Source organism: Streptomyces sp. AA4, assembly GCF_000158875.1.
In the GTDB taxonomy this organism is placed as follows: domain Bacteria; phylum Actinomycetota; class Actinomycetes; order Mycobacteriales; family Pseudonocardiaceae; genus Amycolatopsis.
The window spans coordinates 8,081,724-8,097,777 of the sequence record NZ_GG657746.1 but is presented as its reverse complement, the minus strand read 5'-3'; the positions used below and the strand labels follow the sequence as shown (position 1 = coordinate 8,097,777).

Below are 16,054 nucleotides of genomic sequence, written 5' to 3'. Positions count from 1 at the left end.
CTCAGATGGTCAGGTCCTCGTCGTCGGTGCCGTAGCCGGGCATCCGGCCGGTGACCACGAAAATCATCCGCTTGGCGACGGACACCGCGTGGTCGGCGTAGCGCTCGTAGAAGCGGCCGAGCAGCGTGACGTCGACCGCGGAGGCGACGCCGTGCGGCCATTCGCGGTCCATCAGCACGGTGAACAGGTGCCGGTGCAGGTCGTCGACCTGGTCGTCCTCGGCCTCGAGGTCCTTGGCCGCGGACACGTCCTTGGTCTTGATGATCGCCTCGACCTGGCGGGCGAGCTTGACCGCGGCCCGGCCCATCTCGGCGAAGTACGGCTTGACGGCGTCGGGCAGCACCGGGTCCGGGTGGCGGCGGCGGGCGGCCTTGGCGACGTGCAGGGCGAGATCTCCCATGCGCTCCAGGCTTTCCGCCGCGTGGATGGCGGCGAGCACGGTGCGCAGATCGGTCGCGACCGGGGCCTGCAGCGCCAGCAGCGCGTACGCCTGCTCCTCGCATTCGGCGCGCGCGTCGTCGACCTTCGCGTCGTCGCTGATCACCTGCTCGGCGAGGCCGAGGTCGACCTCCAGCAGTGCTTTGGTGGCCCGCTCCATGGCGTCGGCGACCTGGACCGACATCGCGGCCAGGTTTTCGGCGAGCTGATCGAGTTCCACATGGTAGGCCTCACGCATGAGCACACCCTACGTCGTGGACTGTCCGAATACCGCATCGCTGGGTGAACCGCATATGAACCCCGCCTAACGAATCCGGGTGCTCAGCCGTTGCTGGCGCTCTTGCGCGAATCCGCGTTGGCGGGCGGCGCGTTCGCCGCGGTTCCGGCGGGCTGGTTGCCCGGCAGCGGCGTGTTGTCGCGCAACGCGTCGAAGAGGCTCTTGGTCTTTTCCTGGATCAGGACTTCGTTGCCACGCTTGTTCGGCAGGCCGACGGTGGGCACGGTCAGGAAGTTGATATTGGCCGGGTTGAGCCCGCGCATCGATTGCGCGAGCGTCATCATCTGCTGCACGCCGAGGTTGTCGCCGAACGTCGCGTGCGCGAAAGCGGTGATGAAACCGGAGAGTTTTCCGGGATCCAGCACGACATCCGAAGACATGACCTTCTTGAGCAGCGCTCCGATGAACGCCTGCTGCCGCTTGATCCGGCCGTAGTCGGAGGTCGGGTCGCCCTTGACGTGCCGGGCGCGCACGTAGCTCAGCGCCTGGTCGCCGGAAATGGTCACGTCGCCGGTTTCGGCCAGCACTTTGCCGAGCACCGTGTCGTCGATCGGTTTCTCGTTGTGCACGGTCACTCCGTGCACCGCGTCGACCATTTCCTTGAATCCGTTGAAGTCGATGCCGACGAAGTGGTTGATCCGCAGGCCGGTGACTTTCTGGATCACCTTCGTCATGCATTGCGGCCCGCCGACCGCGTAGGCCGTGTTGAGCTTCGCGGTCTTCTGCTCGGGCACGATCTCGTCGGTAGTCTGCGATTTGGCCGGATCCCACCGATTGCAATCGGGCCGGTCGACTTCGAGGTCACGCGGGAACGAAACGACGACGACCCGCTTCCGGTCCGCGGGAACGTGCGCCACCATCACCGTGTCCGACCGCGCGCCGGGGATGTTCGCCGCGTCTCCGACGTTTTCCTCGGAGGACGCGCCGTCGCGGGAATCGGAGCCGACCATGAGGAAGTTCTCGTCGTTGGCCTGGCCCTCGGCGTTTTGGATGTCGGAAGAATTCTCGTCCAGCGCGGACACCTGAGCGAACTTGGCGTCGAACCAGGTAACCGCGCCCCACGCGACTCCGGTGCCGATGAAAATAAGCGCGACGACCACAATCAACGCGATCCGCCCGATCCGGACATTGCGCGCGGTGTGCCGCTGCTTCTTCTCCTGAAGCCGAGTCTGCTCCGATTTTTCGGCGGGCTGCTCTTCTTCCTCGTCTTTGTCGAGCAATACGACCCGCTGCAACGCGGTCCGGGTCTGCTCGAACAACGCCATCGACTTGGTGGTGAGCCGCTCGCGCCGCTCCCGCCGCTTCGCTTCTTCGGCCGCGGCGTCATCATGCGCGGCGGAGAACCGAGCGAGACTGTGATCGATCTTGCGACGGTATTGCGTCGCCTCGTCGATCGCCTCCATCTCGTCGGTCATCGTGAGCGGATCCATCTCGGCCCGAACGGCCGCCGCAGGCTTCGCCGGGGTGCGCCGAGGCCGCTTGGGCACCTCGACTGCGGGGCTCAGCTGAGTGCGCTCCGGATCCGGTTTCGCCACGGAGCTGAACTGAGTCTGCTCCGGGTCCGGCTTCGCCGCCGGGCTGAACTGAGTCTGCTCCGGGTCGTCGGCGGCCTTGAGCCCGATCCCCTTGACCGGCGTGAACTGCGTCCGATCCGCTGCGCTCTGCTTGGCTTCGAGAGCTGGGCTGAGCTGGGTCCGCTCGCCGTCTGCTTCGGGCCGACTGTTCGGTGCGGGCCTCCGTCGGGGGCGGTCCCCTTCTGCGGCTGGCGTCGGGCTGAGCTGGGTCCGTTCGCCGTCTGCCTCGGGCCGACCGTTGGGTGCGGGCCTGCGTCGCGGAGGTTCCGCTTCGGCGGCTGGCGTCGGGCTGAGCTGAGTCCGCTCGGCATCTGCCTCGGGCCGACCATTCGGTCCGGGCCTGCGTCGCGGACGTTCGACTTCCCCGGCCAGCGCCGGGCTGAGCTGGGTCCGCTCCGGGTCCCGCGCCGCGTTCCGGCCATTGACCCCAGGACGGCGCGGAGGTCCGTCCGGCGAGTTGCCGTCCAGCGCCGGGCTGAGCTGAGTCTGCTCGAGCCCTGGGGCCGCTGCGTTCGGCCGCCCCGGAGATGGCGCGTTACGCCCTCGCTCAGGCTGCTTGCCCCGCACCGGGCCCGGCTCGAGCGCCGGACTCAGTTGCGTCTTCTCAAGTTCGTCCTCGGGCGTGCCGGGCACCCCGTTGCCGACCCCAGGCCGCCCCGGGCCCGCCGCCCGTCGGCTGGGCGTCCGAGGGGCACCGGAATCCTGCCCGCCGGGCACTGCCAGCGACTCAGGTCCCAGATTCTCGGCGGCTCCGCCAGGTACGCGTGGTCCCGCCGGGCCTTGTCCAGCGGACTCCACCGCCGCCGCGCTCGACCCAGCCCGGCGGGGACGGTCCGATTCCGGACCAGGCGATCCGCCGGAGCCCGGTCCTGCCACCGGTTGCCCGCCCAGTTCCGGACCGGTCGGCCGCTGCCCAGGAGCGTTCTCCGCCCCGTGCGGCCGCCGAGGCCCAGGCGGTTCCGGCGAAACCGGCCCCCCGACGCCTTGGCGAGGCCGCGGCGGAAGACCATCCGCCCGCCGTCGCCGGGGCCGCATCCCCGTCTCGGGAGACTCTGCTGCGGCGCTCCTCTGACTAGGCCCGTCCACGCCGGCCTGCGGTTCTGCTTCCCCGGAACCGGGCCGAACTCGCGCGCCCGGTTCCGCCAGAGGACCTTCAGGCAGCACCCGAGACCCGTTCGGCTCCCCGCGTCGGCCACCGGCTCGCCCGGCTGCCTCGTCCTGCTCTTGGGGAAGTCCAGCCGCGGGCCGCCCGTTCAGATCGCTGCGACGGTCACCAGGCTCAGAATCCGGCGCGGCATGCCGAGTCGTCCGGCGAAGGTCAGCTTCCTGAGCGCGCCGACCACCCGGCGGCACCGCATAGCCAGTCTCGCCGAGTCCCTCAACCGGCTCGGCCCGATAACGCCGCGAGCCCGGCTCCGCGGCCTGAGCATCGCCGTCCGGTACCGGTCCGCCAAGAAGCGCGCGCCCACCCACTCGAGCAGGCCCCGCGCCGTCGACGTCCGAGCTGCGCCGCGCCCGACGTCCGCCGGGAAGACCAACTTCGTCCGAAACGCCCCCACGCCGGTTGCCTGCCCCGTTCTGAGTTCCCAGCGCAGGGACATCGGCCGGTCCGGTTGCCCGCCCAGGGATGTCTACCGGTCCGCTGGCCTCATGACCGGGCCCGAGATCGTCGGCCGCCTCCCGGCCGTGCCGGTTCCCGACCCCGTTGACGTGCCCATTCGCGCGTCGGCCACTAGCCGCGGCGTCGTCCCCAGGCCCGGCGTGCCGACTGCCAACCGCATCGACGCCGCTTCCGCTGGACTCGCGGCGACGTTTGCCAACCCCGTTGACTCGCCCGTCAGCTGGTGCGGCGGGGGCGTCGTCCGCGGGTGCGGCCTGTCGTCCGGCGACTCCGTTGACCTGCCCGTTCGCTCGTCCGCTGGCAGGCGCAACGCCGCCTTCCGCAGGCTCACCGCGCCGTCCGCTGACGCCATTGATGCGCCCGTTCGCCAGGCTGCTGGTCAGCGCGACGCCGTCGTCGGCAGGTTCGCCGTGGCGTCCGGCGGTGCCGTTGATTCGCCCGTTGGTTGGTGTGATGCCGTCTTCGGCGGGTTCGCCGTGGCGTCCGCCGATGCCGCTGGCTCGCCCGTTGGCTGATGCGACGCCATCGTCCGCGGGTTCGCCGTGGCGTCCGGCGGCGCCGTTGACGTGCCCGTTCGCCAGGCTCCCGCCCAGCTCCGAGCTGTCTCCCGGCTCAGCGTGCCGGCTGCCGACCCCGTTCGCCCGCCGTCGGCCGGGCTCGGCGGGCAGGCCAGCGCGACCGTTCGTCCCCCGAAAACCGGCGTCGGGATCCGCTCGCCGTCGTCCTGGTTCGGGGCGGTCAGTGTCCGCGCGGCGACGGCCCGGCTCGGCCCGGCGGGTGGCCGGTTCCGCGAGGCGGCTCACCGGTTCCGCGTGCCGGGTGCCGGGATCGTCGGTGAAGGCGGGGCGTTCGCCGGTGTGCCGCGCGACCACGTCGGACACGCTGATGCCGCCGTGAGTGTCCATCGAACGGCGGCGTCCGCCGCGGGGGCGAGCCGTGGAGTCGGAATGGCGACCGGTGCCGGGGGTGGTGCGCTCGTCGGGCACTCGGTCTCCTCTCGCACGTCAGGCGCCAGGCTGGGCGGCTTACCTTTGAACACCCGGCGGCTTCGCCGGGTCTCCCAGGACTCGTCGTACCGGGGGAGCTTTTCGTTATCGTACGGATACCCGCCGTTCGTGACGACACCCTCCCGCGAATTTCTTCACCATGAGTCGCCCTTAGGCACACTGAAGCGGACGAACAGGTGAAGATCGGGTTCAGCGAATGGAGTAATCGCCGACGTGCGTTACTCAGAGTGCGTAATTACCCGCGCGGTCTCGCAGTCGTGAAAAGCGACCTTGTTGCGTCCCGCCCGCTTCGCGGCGTAAAGGAGATTGTCGGCTCGATGGAGCTGGCGCGGCCCGGATCCGGTGCCGTGCGCGAGGCCGACACTGATCGTCACGCGCAGGCCCGGCTGTAGTTCTGACCAGGGATGACGGGCGACTCGAAGGCGCGCGGCGTCGGCGATCCGGACGGCGCCCCGGTGATCGATTCCGGGCAGGACGAGAGCGAATTCCTCGCCGCCGTACCGTGCGCAGAACGCATCGGCGGGCAGCCCCTCCTGCAGGAGATCGGCCACCCGGCAGAGGACGCGGTCGCCGAGAAGGTGACCGTACGTATCGTTCACGGACTTGAACCGGTCGAGGTCGACCAGCGCGACGGCCACCGCGGCTGGCAGTTCGGGCAGTCGCTGGTCGAGGTAACGGCGGTTGTAGCTGGAGGTGAGCGGGTCGCGCAGGCTGCCCGCCCGCGCGATGTCGAGCGCGGAACGCAGGTGCCGGTAGGCCCGCCGCCAATCGCCGCGCGTCGCGAACAGGTCCGCGATGGACTCGTGCAGCGAGAGCAGGTCGGGCGCGGTCTCCCCCGTTCCGAGCTCGTCGTCCGCCGCCACTCTGACCTCCGCCACTCCATCGTTTTCGTCGTATAGGAGCGGCGGCTTGAGTGATCGGTACGGACGAAGGTGAATTTCGCTCAAGTGGACGACGGACTTCCGCCGATGTCACTCAGCGCAGTTTCTTCGCTCAGAGCGCGGAGAACGGCTTTTTATCCTTGAGCTGCGCGAATTGATCACGGGCCCAGTAACTCGCGTCGGCCGTCGGATCTGTGATCCACTGTGTGTAATCAGCCCAGGAAATCCATCGCCAGCCACCCACTTCTTCGGGATTCGGCCGCGGATCAGCGTCCGTCCAAGCAGCGAACACCGGGCAGAACTCGTTCTCCACGATCCCCTGGAAGGGCGGCGTGCGGTAGCGGTACGTGGGCAGCACGCACTCAAGCTCCTCGAGCTCGGGCAGCCCAAGCTCGTACGACGCCCGCCGGCGCACGGCGGTCTCCAGCGCTTCGGCGGGAGCGGGATGACCGCACACGCTGTTGGTCCACACCCCCGGCCACACCTTCTTGTGCAGCGCGCGCTGGGTGATCAGCAGGGCGTTGTCCGAACGGCGCAGGACGTAGCAGGAGAACGCGAGGTGCAGCCGCGTCTCCGCGTGATGACTGGCGAGCTTAGGCCCGGTTTCCCCGGTGGGCACGCCGTCCTCGGTCACGAAGACAACGCGTTCGGTTTCGGCTTCAGTGCTGGTGTCCACTCCGGATACTGAACACCACGCACCCACCGGCCGATACCGCGAGCCGGGTGGCCGTTTCGCCCGATTCGAGTGTCGCGCCCTCACGCAACGCGCGAATCCCCAGTCCGTCGAACGCCCAACCGAACGACAGTCCACGCAGGACCCGGTGTCACCGGCTGCCGAGATGCTCGACGATCAACGAGGTCAAGGCCTCCGGCGCTTCCTCCGCTACCCAGTGCGACACCTCCTCCAGCATCTCGAATCGGTACGGCCCGGTGCACCAATTCGCGGTGTCGAGCGCGGCGGTGGAACCGAAGGCGACGTCCTCTGTGGACCACACGTACATCGTCGGCACCGAAACCTTGCCGATCTTCCCGCCCGGCCGCCCGGCCCGGTACCAGTTCAGCGCGGCGGTGAGCGCGCCCGGTTCGGACAGCCGCTGGACGTACTCGTCGATCTTGCTCGGCGGGATGCGCCGGTCGAAGATCTCGCGCAACGCCTTGGCGTTGTCGGCCAGCATGCGGCGCTCGGTCGCGGGCGTCTGCCGCCACTCCGTCATGTAGGCCGAGCGCAGATGCTGGTCCTCGTCGGTCCGCATCGCCTCGGCGAGTGCGCCCGGGTGCGGCGTGGACACCGCGGTGAGGCTGCGCAGGCGCTCCGGGTGCTCGTCGGCCGTCCACCAGGCGACCGCGCCGCCCCAGTCGTGGCCGACCAGGTCGAACTCGTTCCAGCCCAGCGCGTCCGCCATCGCCGCGACGTCGGACACCAGCGTGGCGATGCCGTATTCGGCCGGGCGCTCGGGCCGCACGTCCGGCGAATAACCGCGCTGATCCGGCGCGACCGCGCGGTAGCCGAGCACGCCGAGCGTCGCCACCTGGTGCTCCCACTCCACGGCGGCCTGCGGAAAACCGTGCAGCAGCAGAACCGGGCGGCCGTCTTCGGGGCCGGCGGCGATGGCGTCGAAGGATCCCGCGTCGGTCGGGATGGTCAGCTGGTCGATCACGAGACGCACTCTACGGACCGGCACCGACAGTTTCGGCCGGTCTCGCACCAGTGTTGTGATGTGAGCTACACGGGAACAAATAAGTTGAGTCGCACGTTGGCAACTTTGCAAGGCTTGGTCAGCGCCCCAGCAGCTGGCCGCAGTTGTCCGAAAGGGGATTCGACAATGCTGATCCGCACTGACCCGTTCGCCCAGTTCGACCGCCTGGCCCAGCAGTTCTTCGGCGGTCAGGGCACCGCGCCGCGTTCCGTCCCGATGGATGCCTACCGCGCCGACGACGAGTACGTCGTCCAGTTCGACCTCCCGGGGATCGCCCGCGACTCCATTGACGTGAGCGTCGAGCGCAACGTGCTCACCGTCCGCGCCGAGCGCACGCCGGTCGCGGTCGAGGACGCGCAGGTCCAGGTGTCCGAGCGGCCGCGCGGCAAGTTCTCCCGCCAGCTGTTCCTCGGTGACACGCTCGACACGACGCGCATCGCCGCGGACTACGTCGACGGCGTGCTGACCCTGCGCATTCCGGTCGCCGAGAAGGCCCAGCCGCGCAAGATCACCGTGGGCGGTGCGCCGCAGGAGATCAACGCCTGTGGCGCGTACCCAAGTTGTCCCCAGGTTGTCCACAGTGGGTTGTGGATAACCTGGGGACAAGTGTTGTCTGCGCAGGTCGATGTGGATATTCGACCGGGCGTTCGCGCGATCGAGGACCACTGTGCGCGGGCCTCAAGTCCGATCAGCCGGGTCGACTCGGTCAGCCGCCGGAGTGCATGTCTTCGGCCTCGGGGACGCAGTCGTCGTCCGGGTCGTCCAACCAGCCGTGCGGGAGCGTCACCTTGCCCGGCGAACCCTGCCGCCCGCGCGGACCGGTCGCGGCGGACGGGAACGGGGCGTCGTGGTCCAGCTGCGCGATCAGGTCGTCCAGCTGGTTCAGGCTCGTCACCATCGCGAAGCCGCGGCGCAGCTCGGAGCCGACCGGGAAGCCCATCAGGTACCAGGCCATGTGCTTGCGGATGTCGCGCATGGCCTTGTCCGGGCCGTCGTGCTCGATGAGCAGTTCGGTGTGCCGCCGCAGGACGCGCGCGACCTCGCCGAGGTTCGGCCCCTCCGGAATCTCGCGCCCTTGGAAAGCGGCTTCCAGCTCGCCGAACAGCCACGGCCGACCGAGGCAGCCGCGTCCGACGACCACGCCGTCGCAACCGGTCTCGGCGACCATGCGGAGGGCGTCGTCCGCGCTGAAGATGTCGCCGTTGCCCAGCACCGGGATGCTGGTGACCGCCTCTTTCAGCGCCGCGATCTTCGACCAGTCGGCCTGACCGGAGTAGCGCTGCGCGGCCGTACGCGCGTGCAGGCTGACGGCAGCCGCGCCCTCGGCTTCGGCGATGCGTCCGGCGTCGAGGAACGTGTGATGGTCGTCGTCGATGCCGACGCGGAACTTGACGGTGAACGGAACGCCGCCCTCAGCCGCCGCTTTCGCCGACTCGCGCACGATGTCCGCGAACAGCCGCCGCTTGAACGGCAGCGCCGCGCCGCCGCCCTTCCGCGTCACTTTCGCGACCGGGCAACCGAAGTTGCTGTCCACGTGGTCGGCGAGTCCTTCGCCGACGATGATCCGGACCGCCTCGGCCATGGTCTTCGGGTCGACCCCGTACAGCTGCATGGACCGCGGTTTTTCGTTCTCGCCGAAGGTCATCATGTGCATCGTGCCGGGGTGCCGTTCGACGACCGCGCGCGCGGTGATCATCTCGCAGACGTAGATGCCCGCGCCGTACTCCTGGCAGAGCTGCCGGAAGGCGACGTTGGTGATGCCCGCCATGGGAGCGAGCACGACGGGAGGATCGACCTGGTAGGGGCCGATCTTCAACGTGGGCGCGCTCAAGGTGGCAGTCACGTCCTCCATTGTCGCCTGTGACGTCTGCCACGCTCGGTCGGGCTGGTTGATGGTCGGCGTCGCTTGCCCGTGTCGTCTGGCTCGGCCGGGGCCGTCGTCAGCTGCGGTGAGAGCCGTTTCCGCAGGTCGGACCGCCGTGTCGCCATGTTGACAACGGACAGCAAACGAGTACGCGATACCCAACTCGGGCTGGCCCATGCCGTCCCCCAGTTGTTCACCCGCTTCGCCCCTTCGCTGTCGGACCGGAGCTGCCCGTCACCGTTCCCGACAGGCTGCACGGGCAGGCGGTGATCCGCGATGCGTTCGGGGGGGAATTCCGGATGATCACCGCCAGAGGGCTGCCACCGCGTTGGCGTAGTCGGCGAAGGAGACCGGCGGTCGTCCGGTGATCCGCTGGACTTCGCCGGTCACGTCCGCGGCCAAGTTGTTGCGGATGCCCTCGTACAGGGCGGCGTAGAAGTCGGCGACATGGCCAGGAATGCCCCCGCGGAGCATGGCTTCGCGGAACTCGGCCGGGTCCATTGCCTGTTTTCTGCACCGGTTTTCCCCCGCCGCGTCACCCACGATCGCGGCCATGTTCCGAAAAGGACAGTGAATCGGGTCTTTGTTCAGTGTTTTTAGGTCTTGTGCTGATGCCCGTTCCTCGGTCAGGGCGACCGCGGCGACGGCGGCGATGTCCTCGACGGAGATCGGCGCCACCCGGCCATCGCCCGCGGGAACCGAGACGAGACCGGTGCGAATGCCCTGCAGGATCGCGGGGTGTTCGGAGAAGTTTTCGGCGAAGACGTTGGGGCGCAGGATGGTCGCGGGCACCGGCCCGGTTTCGAGGTAGCGTTCGACCCAGTGCATCGGGAAGTCTTCGCCGGACAGCTGCGCCGTCGCATTGGACAGGTGGACCACCCGGCGAACCCCGGCGGTCTTGGCGTCGTCCAGCAGCGCCGCGACCTCTGTCGTGGTGTCGGGGCTGATCGGGAACCACTGGTAGATCGCGTCCACGCCGTCCAGCGCGGGCGGGTAGGTCGCCGGGTCGCCCCAGTCGAAATGGATCGGCGTCACCGAACCTTCGGGACTCCCCGGGGCCCGGCTCGCTGCCCGGATCGTGTGTCCCTGCTCAGCCAGCAAGGACACCACGCGGCGTCCGGTGCGGCCGGTCGCGCCGAGAACAAGAACTGTGGCAGGCACCCGTTCCTCGCAAGTAAGGTCGAATCGGTAACACCATCACCGTAGGAATGGGTTATCGACGCACGCCATGGCAGTTCTCGTCAGATTCATGTCCGATCGGCACCGTGCCGGAGCGAATCGGGTACGGCGGTGCCCGTGAAAGCGGTCGGTCGTGAGCGCGATCATGTGGCCGACGTCGTGGGCCAGATCGTCGCCGCCCTGAGGCGCGGCGGCGTTGTCTACGGCAGGGCGTTGCTGAGCGCCCCCTGGGGAATCGCGTTCGAATCGCGATCGATCGCCACGATTTACGTAGTGATCGCCGGTTCCTACGTGCTCGTCCCCGACGGCGGGCAGGCTCTGCATCTCGCGCAGGGGGATGTCGCGTTGCTGCCGTCCGGCGCCGGGCACGTCGTCGCCGACGCCCCCGGACGACCGGCTCCCACCGTGCGTGAGCTGTTCGGTGCCGACCTGGAAGAACTGTCGGCCACCGACCTCGTCATCGAGGGCGAGGGACTCGAGACCGTCCTGGTCTGCGGCGCGTACCTGCTCGAACCGGTACCGCAGCACCCGTTCGTCGACTCTTTGCCCGACGTCGTGCACGTGACGGCGAGCCAGATGCGCGGCACCAGCCTCGCCGCCGCCGTCCACCTGCTCACCACGGAGGTCGACCAGGCCGGCCGCGGTACGCCAGCGGTGGTGGCCTCGCTGCTCGATCTGCTGTTCACCTACACGCTGAGGACCTGGTTTCTGGGCCAGTCTGACCAGTTGGTCGGGTGGGCCCACGCGCTCCACGACCCTGCGGTGGGCCCCGCGCTCGCACTCCTGCACGACGATCCCGGCAAACCCTGGACCGTGGAGACCCTCGCGCACGCCGTCGGTGTCCCGCGCGCCCGATTCAGCCGCCGATTCACGTCGACGACCGGCCACACCCCCATGGAGTACCTCGGCATTTGGCGGATGACCGTGGCCGCTCGCCTGCTGCGCGAGGACCAAGCGCCGCTGCGTCAGATCGCCCGGAAGGTCGGGTACGACTCGGAATTCGCGTTCGCGCGCGCGTTCAAACGGATCGTCGGCCAGGCCCCGGGGCGTTATCGCGCGACGCACCATCGCGATTCGGGCGCTGTTGATACACCGCGATGACACGTCGTTGAGCGCCGTACGGTCCTCGGGTGTCTTGTCACGCCGCGAACTCATCGCAACGTGACAAGGCAGCCGTCCCTGCTCGCGGCTTCCGTGAGCTGACCACGGCGAAGCCGCGGAACAGTCCGAACCAGTTGCCAGCCCAGGTGACCGCGGGTACACGGCTGTACCCGCGGTCACGAGACCATCTCGTGTCCGGTCTTGAGTAGTGCTACGGATCCGATCATCGTGTCGTTTCGCCAATGCTGTCCGGTATGACCACGGAAGCTGCAACGCTCCACCGCCTGGCCGGCGAACTGGACGACCTCGGCCGCCGCCTGACGCACGTAGGCGCTGAGCTGCGCGCGGTGCGTCCCCAGCCTGAACTGGCCACTGACCAGCCCGCCGAAGCACCCGCCCCGCACCCGGCGGCGGACTCCCAGCCGACGCCAGGCCAACCGGGCAGCCCCGCTGACCGGGCAGCGCCGACTCGGCAGGCGTCGCAGACGGCGTATCCGTCTGGCGACACGCAGCCCGCGAGCACTCCGCCCGTCGGCTCCGGCCACTCGGCTGAGCAGGGCTCCGTCGACCCAGCAGGATCCTCAGCCTCGTCGGGCCAGGCTGCCGCGCTAGGCCAGGCTGCCGCGCCGGATCGGGCTGCTGCGCCGGGCCAGGCTGCCGCGCCGGATCGGGCTGCTGCGCCGGGCCAGGCTGCCGCGCCAGGCGAGCCGTCCGCGTCAGGTCGTCCTGCCGAAGCGGACTCGGTCGCCGCGACCGAGCACGCCGCCGAACCCGGCTACGCCGCCGAACCCGGCCACCCTGGCACGCCGGGCCAAGCACCCGAGCCGGGCCGCCGCGTCGAACCAGGCCAGCCCGTCGGACCGGGTGAAGCTGCCGAGCCTGGTCACCCTGCCGAACAGCAGCAGACCGCCTCGCCAGGCCACCCAGCCGCGCAGGCTCCCCCGACTCCTCCGGGTCACGTGCCCGCCCAGGGCTACCCAGCTGCGCAGGGCCAGGGCCCGTACTTGCACCCGGCCTACGCGGCCGCGCACGGGACAGCATTCCACCCCCGCCCGGGCTACTATCCGTACAACCCTTACGCGGCACCGTATTCCGCCCAGCCCACGGCCAGCGCGACCCACCCGTCGACGCCACAACCCGGGACTGAACAACCCGCCGCTGGCGATGTCGCAGCCGACCAGTCCGCCGACCAGCCAGGCCACGGACAGCGCGCCACCAACGTGTTCGTCGGACAGCCTGGCCAGGAGCACCCCCAGACAGCGTCCCAACAGCCGTCGTCTGCCCAGGGGCACGCGCAGACCAATCCCCACGAGCCGCCGTACGGTCAGCCGCCCTTTGCCCAGCCGCCATACGGTGCGCTGCACTACGCCTCGCCGCCGTACACCCCAGTTCCGACGCTCCGTGAGCGACTCGGCCGTGAGGGCGCGGGTTCACGGCTGCTGGCGTGGATCGGCGGTGCGGTGACCTTGCTCGGGGTCGTCCTGCTGTTGATCCTGGCCATCCAACGCGGCTGGCTCGGTCCGTTGCCGCGGGTCGCGGTCGGCGCTGCGTTCGGTGGGATCCTGGTCGGCGCGGGTGCTTGGCTGCACCGCAAACCAGCTGGGCGCACAGGGGCGTTCGCCCTTGCCGCCACTGGGATCGCGACGCTTTACCTCGACACTGTCGCTGCCACCTCCTTGTACGATTTCCTGCCGGTTCCCGCCGGGCTCGCGGTCGGTTTGGCGATCGCGATGGGCGGCCTTGTGCTTGCGGTCAAATGGGATTCCCCTCTCCTGGCGAATGCCGTGGTGGGAGGATGCGGAGTGTGTGCGCCCCTGATCACGTGGGGCTTCACCGGTGAACTCGTGACGTTCCTTCTCATGATCCAGATCGCGACCGTCCCTGTCCAGCTCCGGCAGTCATGGTGGCCACTTTCGTTTACTGCAGCCATTCCTCCCTTGACAACGGCGCTCATCGGTATCGGGCTGCGCACGTTGCCGGTGTGGGCGGTGATCGCTGCCGGTGTCGTCAGTGCGGCGGCTGCGCTGATCACGTTGCGGCGCAATGACAATGAGCCTTACTCGCTGTCCGTCCTGGCTGTTTCTCCGCTGCCGATCCTGGTTGCCGCACTGGTGCTGCACAGGCCGGAATCCGTGCTTCTGGCGGGCGGAACAGCGGTCGTGCTCATCGCGACCTGGATCATCTTCCGGGGGAATTCCGGTACTGTCGCGGGAATCGCGGGACTCGTCGCCGCGATGCAGGCGACCGTCACGCAGTTCGACGGCGGAGCTGTCCTGCTCGGCGAAGCGGTAGCGCTCGCGTTCGCGGCGAAGTTCGCTCGAAACCGTTACGCGCTAGGCGGTTCGCTCACCTTCGCGGTGATCGGCGGGCTGTTCGCGCTCGGTTCGGAGGTGACGCCGGCGCTGTTGGTGCTCCCGCATTGGCATCCGCGTGACCTGCTCCTTTCCATGCTGGTCTCGGCAGCGCTTCTCCTCGCAGCAGCGATTGCGTTGCCGTGGGCGGCAATTCGGCTCAAGGTAGTGACATCGGACAGCCTCGCCCCTTGGCTGCCCGCGGGGTTGTGCGCGCTCTACGGTGCCGCCGGGCTGGTGCTCGCCGCGTCCATGCTCGTAGCCCCTGGCCGCGTCGGATTCCTGGTTGGCCACACACTCGTCACGGTTTCCTGGACGGTCGTGGCCTTCGTCCTTCTCCTGCGCGGGATCAAGGTGGTCGCGTTGCGGATCACCGGACTGGTGCTGGTAGCCGCGGCGGTGGCGAAGCTCGTGTTGTTCGACCTCGCCGCGCTGGACGGGTTGGCGCGCGTGGGCGCTTTCCTCGGCGCCGGGGTAATCCTGCTGGTGGCGGGTGCCCGCTACGCGCGGGTTGTCGCGTCCCGCTGAACGCCCGAGATATCCCCCGATCCGGCGAATCGAGATTGAGTCCGGATCGGGGGTTTCCCTTTTGCTGCAACAAAAATTGGCTGTCGGCGCGATGGTCGAGGACGGCTCTGTGAGGCCTCGGCACGGACCAGCGGCACAGAACTGTCGGTGGCTCGTGGTTACCTGGGAAACCTACCGAGGAGGTATCCGACCATGACCTACACCCACGACCCGAAACTCATTGAACGAGCAGGCGAATCCGTCGCATGGCTCACCACCGTGACTGCGAGCGGACGGCCCGCGCCGAGGCCGGTCTGGTTCGTGCTCGACGGCGAGGACATCGTGGTCTTCAGCCGGCCCGGGACGGCCAAACTCCGGCATCTCGCTGCCAATCCGGAGGTGAGTTTCCACCTGAATAGCGACGAACACGGCGGGAGCATCATCGTCGTCAGCGGACGTGCGCACATCGACGAGGCCAAAGCCTCCGAAGCGCCCGGCTACCTGGCGAAGTACCAGCGGCATTACGCCGGTATCGGGTTCGCCGATCCGGCTGCCTTCGACGCCGACTACTCCGTTCGGATCCGGATCGTGCCGGAGAAGTCCTGGGGGTTCTGAGCCAGCTCCTTTAGAAGCCGACGTCCAGGCAAGCCAGCCGTCCACCCGCGGTTCCGGCGTGCCCGGGGCCGGTGTGGGTGTGGGTTTCGTGGATCACCACGGACTTCGCCCGCGGTCCAGTGAATGTCCAGTCCACCATGGAGGTTGCATGACCGATGCCTGAGCGGTCGGTGGTGAAGTCGAGCCAGATCTCGTTGCGCGAGTTGGCGTAGGCCGGATCCACCGAAGGCTTAACCGGGTCCGGCACGTGCTGGAAGTGTCCGCCCGCGGCGTCACCGGTGGCGCCGCAGGAGTTGACATGCGCGTGTGCACCGTATTCGTGCTGCGGCAGGAGGCCGCTGATCACCAGCACGGTGGTGGTGCCGACGCGGCTGGCGGACAGGGCGGAGACGTGCGCCCTGGCTCCGGCAGGCACGAGAGCCGGACGGTAGGTGACGGCATGGCTGCCCGGCGCGTAGGCCTCGAAGGTGCCGTGGGCAGCAGTGAAGTGCAGCGGCGAAGCCTTGGTTGGACCAGCTGCGGCGGTGGTGGCCGGGAGACTCGTGACGGAGAGACCGGCGGCGAGAGCCGCGGAAAGGAGCTTAGGGAGGAAACGCATGAAACTTCTCTAACCAGTCGGTGCCTGCGGTGCCATGTTCTCCACTCGAACGTGTGGGGGTCGCCCGGATCTCGGCAGGCTTTCCGTGCAGGGTGAGGTGCGTGCGGCCGTTGGGTGGTGACGGTGCCGGGGTCAGCCCCTTCAGGCGTGTGTGCCGGGGTCGGCCGTTGACCGGGCCGGGCGAGGGTCGGGTCGAGTGCGGACCTGGGCCGGGCGAGGGTCGGGTGTGGACCGGCGTGGTGAGGGTCGGGGTGTGGACCGGCGCATGCCGAGGGCCAGGTCTGACGTCGGCTGGCGGGACGAGGGCCAGGTCTGGAGCGGTCCAGGCCCCGAGGCACCGGTGT

The 16,054-nt window shown here is 69.0% G+C and carries 13 protein-coding genes and 1 pseudogene; 5 read left to right on the top strand and 9 right to left on the bottom strand.

Features of this window, described 5'->3' with window-relative positions; translation table 11 throughout:
* Position 1: 1 nt before the first annotated feature.
* Together phoU and SSMG_RS36975 are read right to left on the bottom strand one after the other, a co-directional pair.
* A complete protein-coding gene (phoU, locus tag SSMG_RS36980) occupies positions 2 to 676 on the bottom strand; it encodes a phosphate signaling complex protein PhoU (RefSeq protein WP_037716118.1) in 675 nt (224 codons plus the stop codon).
* Positions 677 to 759: 83 nt separating this feature from the next.
* Complete coding sequence (locus SSMG_RS36975; RefSeq protein ID WP_199786092.1) at positions 760 to 2,130, bottom strand: LCP family protein; 1,371 nt, start codon at positions 2,128 to 2,130, stop codon at positions 760 to 762.
* A gap of 1,809 nt (positions 2,131 to 3,939) precedes the next feature.
* Here SSMG_RS36975 and SSMG_RS36965 point away from each other — a divergent pair.
* Positions 3,940 to 4,425: a hypothetical protein gene (locus tag SSMG_RS36965; protein WP_037716111.1), complete on the top strand. Its 486-nt coding sequence runs from the start codon at positions 3,940 to 3,942 to the stop codon at positions 4,423 to 4,425.
* Between the two features lie 710 nt (positions 4,426 to 5,135).
* Here the strand turns inward: SSMG_RS36965 and SSMG_RS36960 are convergent.
* The 3 genes from SSMG_RS36960 to SSMG_RS36950 form a co-directional block, all read right to left on the bottom strand.
* The gene (locus SSMG_RS36960; protein ID WP_009084699.1) at positions 5,136 to 5,864 is read right to left on the bottom strand and encodes a GGDEF domain-containing protein; all 729 of its coding nucleotides are present in this window, start codon (positions 5,862 to 5,864) and stop codon (positions 5,136 to 5,138) included.
* Positions 5,865 to 5,910: 46 nt separating this feature from the next.
* Positions 5,911 to 6,474: an isopentenyl-diphosphate Delta-isomerase gene (gene idi / locus SSMG_RS36955; RefSeq protein WP_037716109.1), complete on the bottom strand. Its 564-nt coding sequence runs from the start codon at positions 6,472 to 6,474 to the stop codon at positions 5,911 to 5,913.
* A gap of 148 nt (positions 6,475 to 6,622) precedes the next feature.
* Positions 6,623 to 7,456: an alpha/beta fold hydrolase gene (locus SSMG_RS36950; protein WP_037716107.1), complete on the bottom strand. Its 834-nt coding sequence runs from the start codon at positions 7,454 to 7,456 to the stop codon at positions 6,623 to 6,625.
* Positions 7,457 to 7,621: 165 nt separating this feature from the next.
* Between SSMG_RS36950 and SSMG_RS44065 the strand changes: the two are divergent.
* Positions 7,622 to 8,032, top strand: a pseudogene (locus SSMG_RS44065) (Hsp20/alpha crystallin family protein); the annotation flags it as partial.
* 169 nt (positions 8,033 to 8,201) lie between these two features.
* Here the strand turns inward: SSMG_RS44065 and dusB are convergent.
* Both dusB and SSMG_RS36935 read right to left on the bottom strand, forming a co-directional pair.
* Positions 8,202 to 9,338 (bottom strand): tRNA dihydrouridine synthase DusB, encoded by a 1,137-nt coding sequence (gene dusB, locus SSMG_RS36940; RefSeq protein WP_286157002.1) that lies wholly within the window; start codon positions 9,336 to 9,338, stop codon positions 8,202 to 8,204.
* A gap of 324 nt (positions 9,339 to 9,662) precedes the next feature.
* Positions 9,663 to 10,520, bottom strand: a complete 858-nt coding sequence (locus SSMG_RS36935) for an NAD(P)H-binding protein (protein WP_009084690.1) — start codon at positions 10,518 to 10,520, stop codon at positions 9,663 to 9,665.
* Positions 10,521 to 10,685: 165 nt separating this feature from the next.
* On the opposite strand from SSMG_RS36935, the gene SSMG_RS36930 reads away from it, so the two are divergent.
* Complete coding sequence (locus SSMG_RS36930) at positions 10,686 to 11,639, top strand: AraC family transcriptional regulator (protein WP_199786091.1); 954 nt, start codon at positions 10,686 to 10,688, stop codon at positions 11,637 to 11,639.
* Between the two features lie 716 nt (positions 11,640 to 12,355).
* On the opposite strand, the gene SSMG_RS45745 is transcribed toward SSMG_RS36930, so the two are convergent.
* Complete coding sequence (locus tag SSMG_RS45745) at positions 12,356 to 12,598, bottom strand: hypothetical protein (protein ID WP_158688128.1); 243 nt, start codon at positions 12,596 to 12,598, stop codon at positions 12,356 to 12,358.
* Positions 12,599 to 12,859: 261 nt separating this feature from the next.
* Here SSMG_RS45745 and SSMG_RS36915 point away from each other — a divergent pair, with 261 nt between their 5' ends.
* Both SSMG_RS36915 and SSMG_RS36910 read left to right on the top strand, forming a co-directional pair.
* Positions 12,860 to 14,518: a DUF2339 domain-containing protein gene (locus SSMG_RS36915; protein ID WP_199786090.1), complete on the top strand. Its 1,659-nt coding sequence runs from the start codon at positions 12,860 to 12,862 to the stop codon at positions 14,516 to 14,518.
* A 192-nt stretch (positions 14,519 to 14,710) separates the two neighbouring features.
* Positions 14,711 to 15,112, top strand: coding sequence for a TIGR03667 family PPOX class F420-dependent oxidoreductase (locus SSMG_RS36910; RefSeq protein WP_009084682.1), 402 nt, complete (start codon positions 14,711 to 14,713; stop codon positions 15,110 to 15,112).
* A 10-nt stretch (positions 15,113 to 15,122) separates the two neighbouring features.
* Here SSMG_RS36910 and SSMG_RS36905 read toward each other — a convergent pair whose 3' ends face one another.
* Positions 15,123 to 15,710, bottom strand: coding sequence for a superoxide dismutase (locus SSMG_RS36905; protein WP_009084681.1), 588 nt, complete (start codon positions 15,708 to 15,710; stop codon positions 15,123 to 15,125).
* Positions 15,711 to 16,054 lie beyond the last annotated feature (344 nt).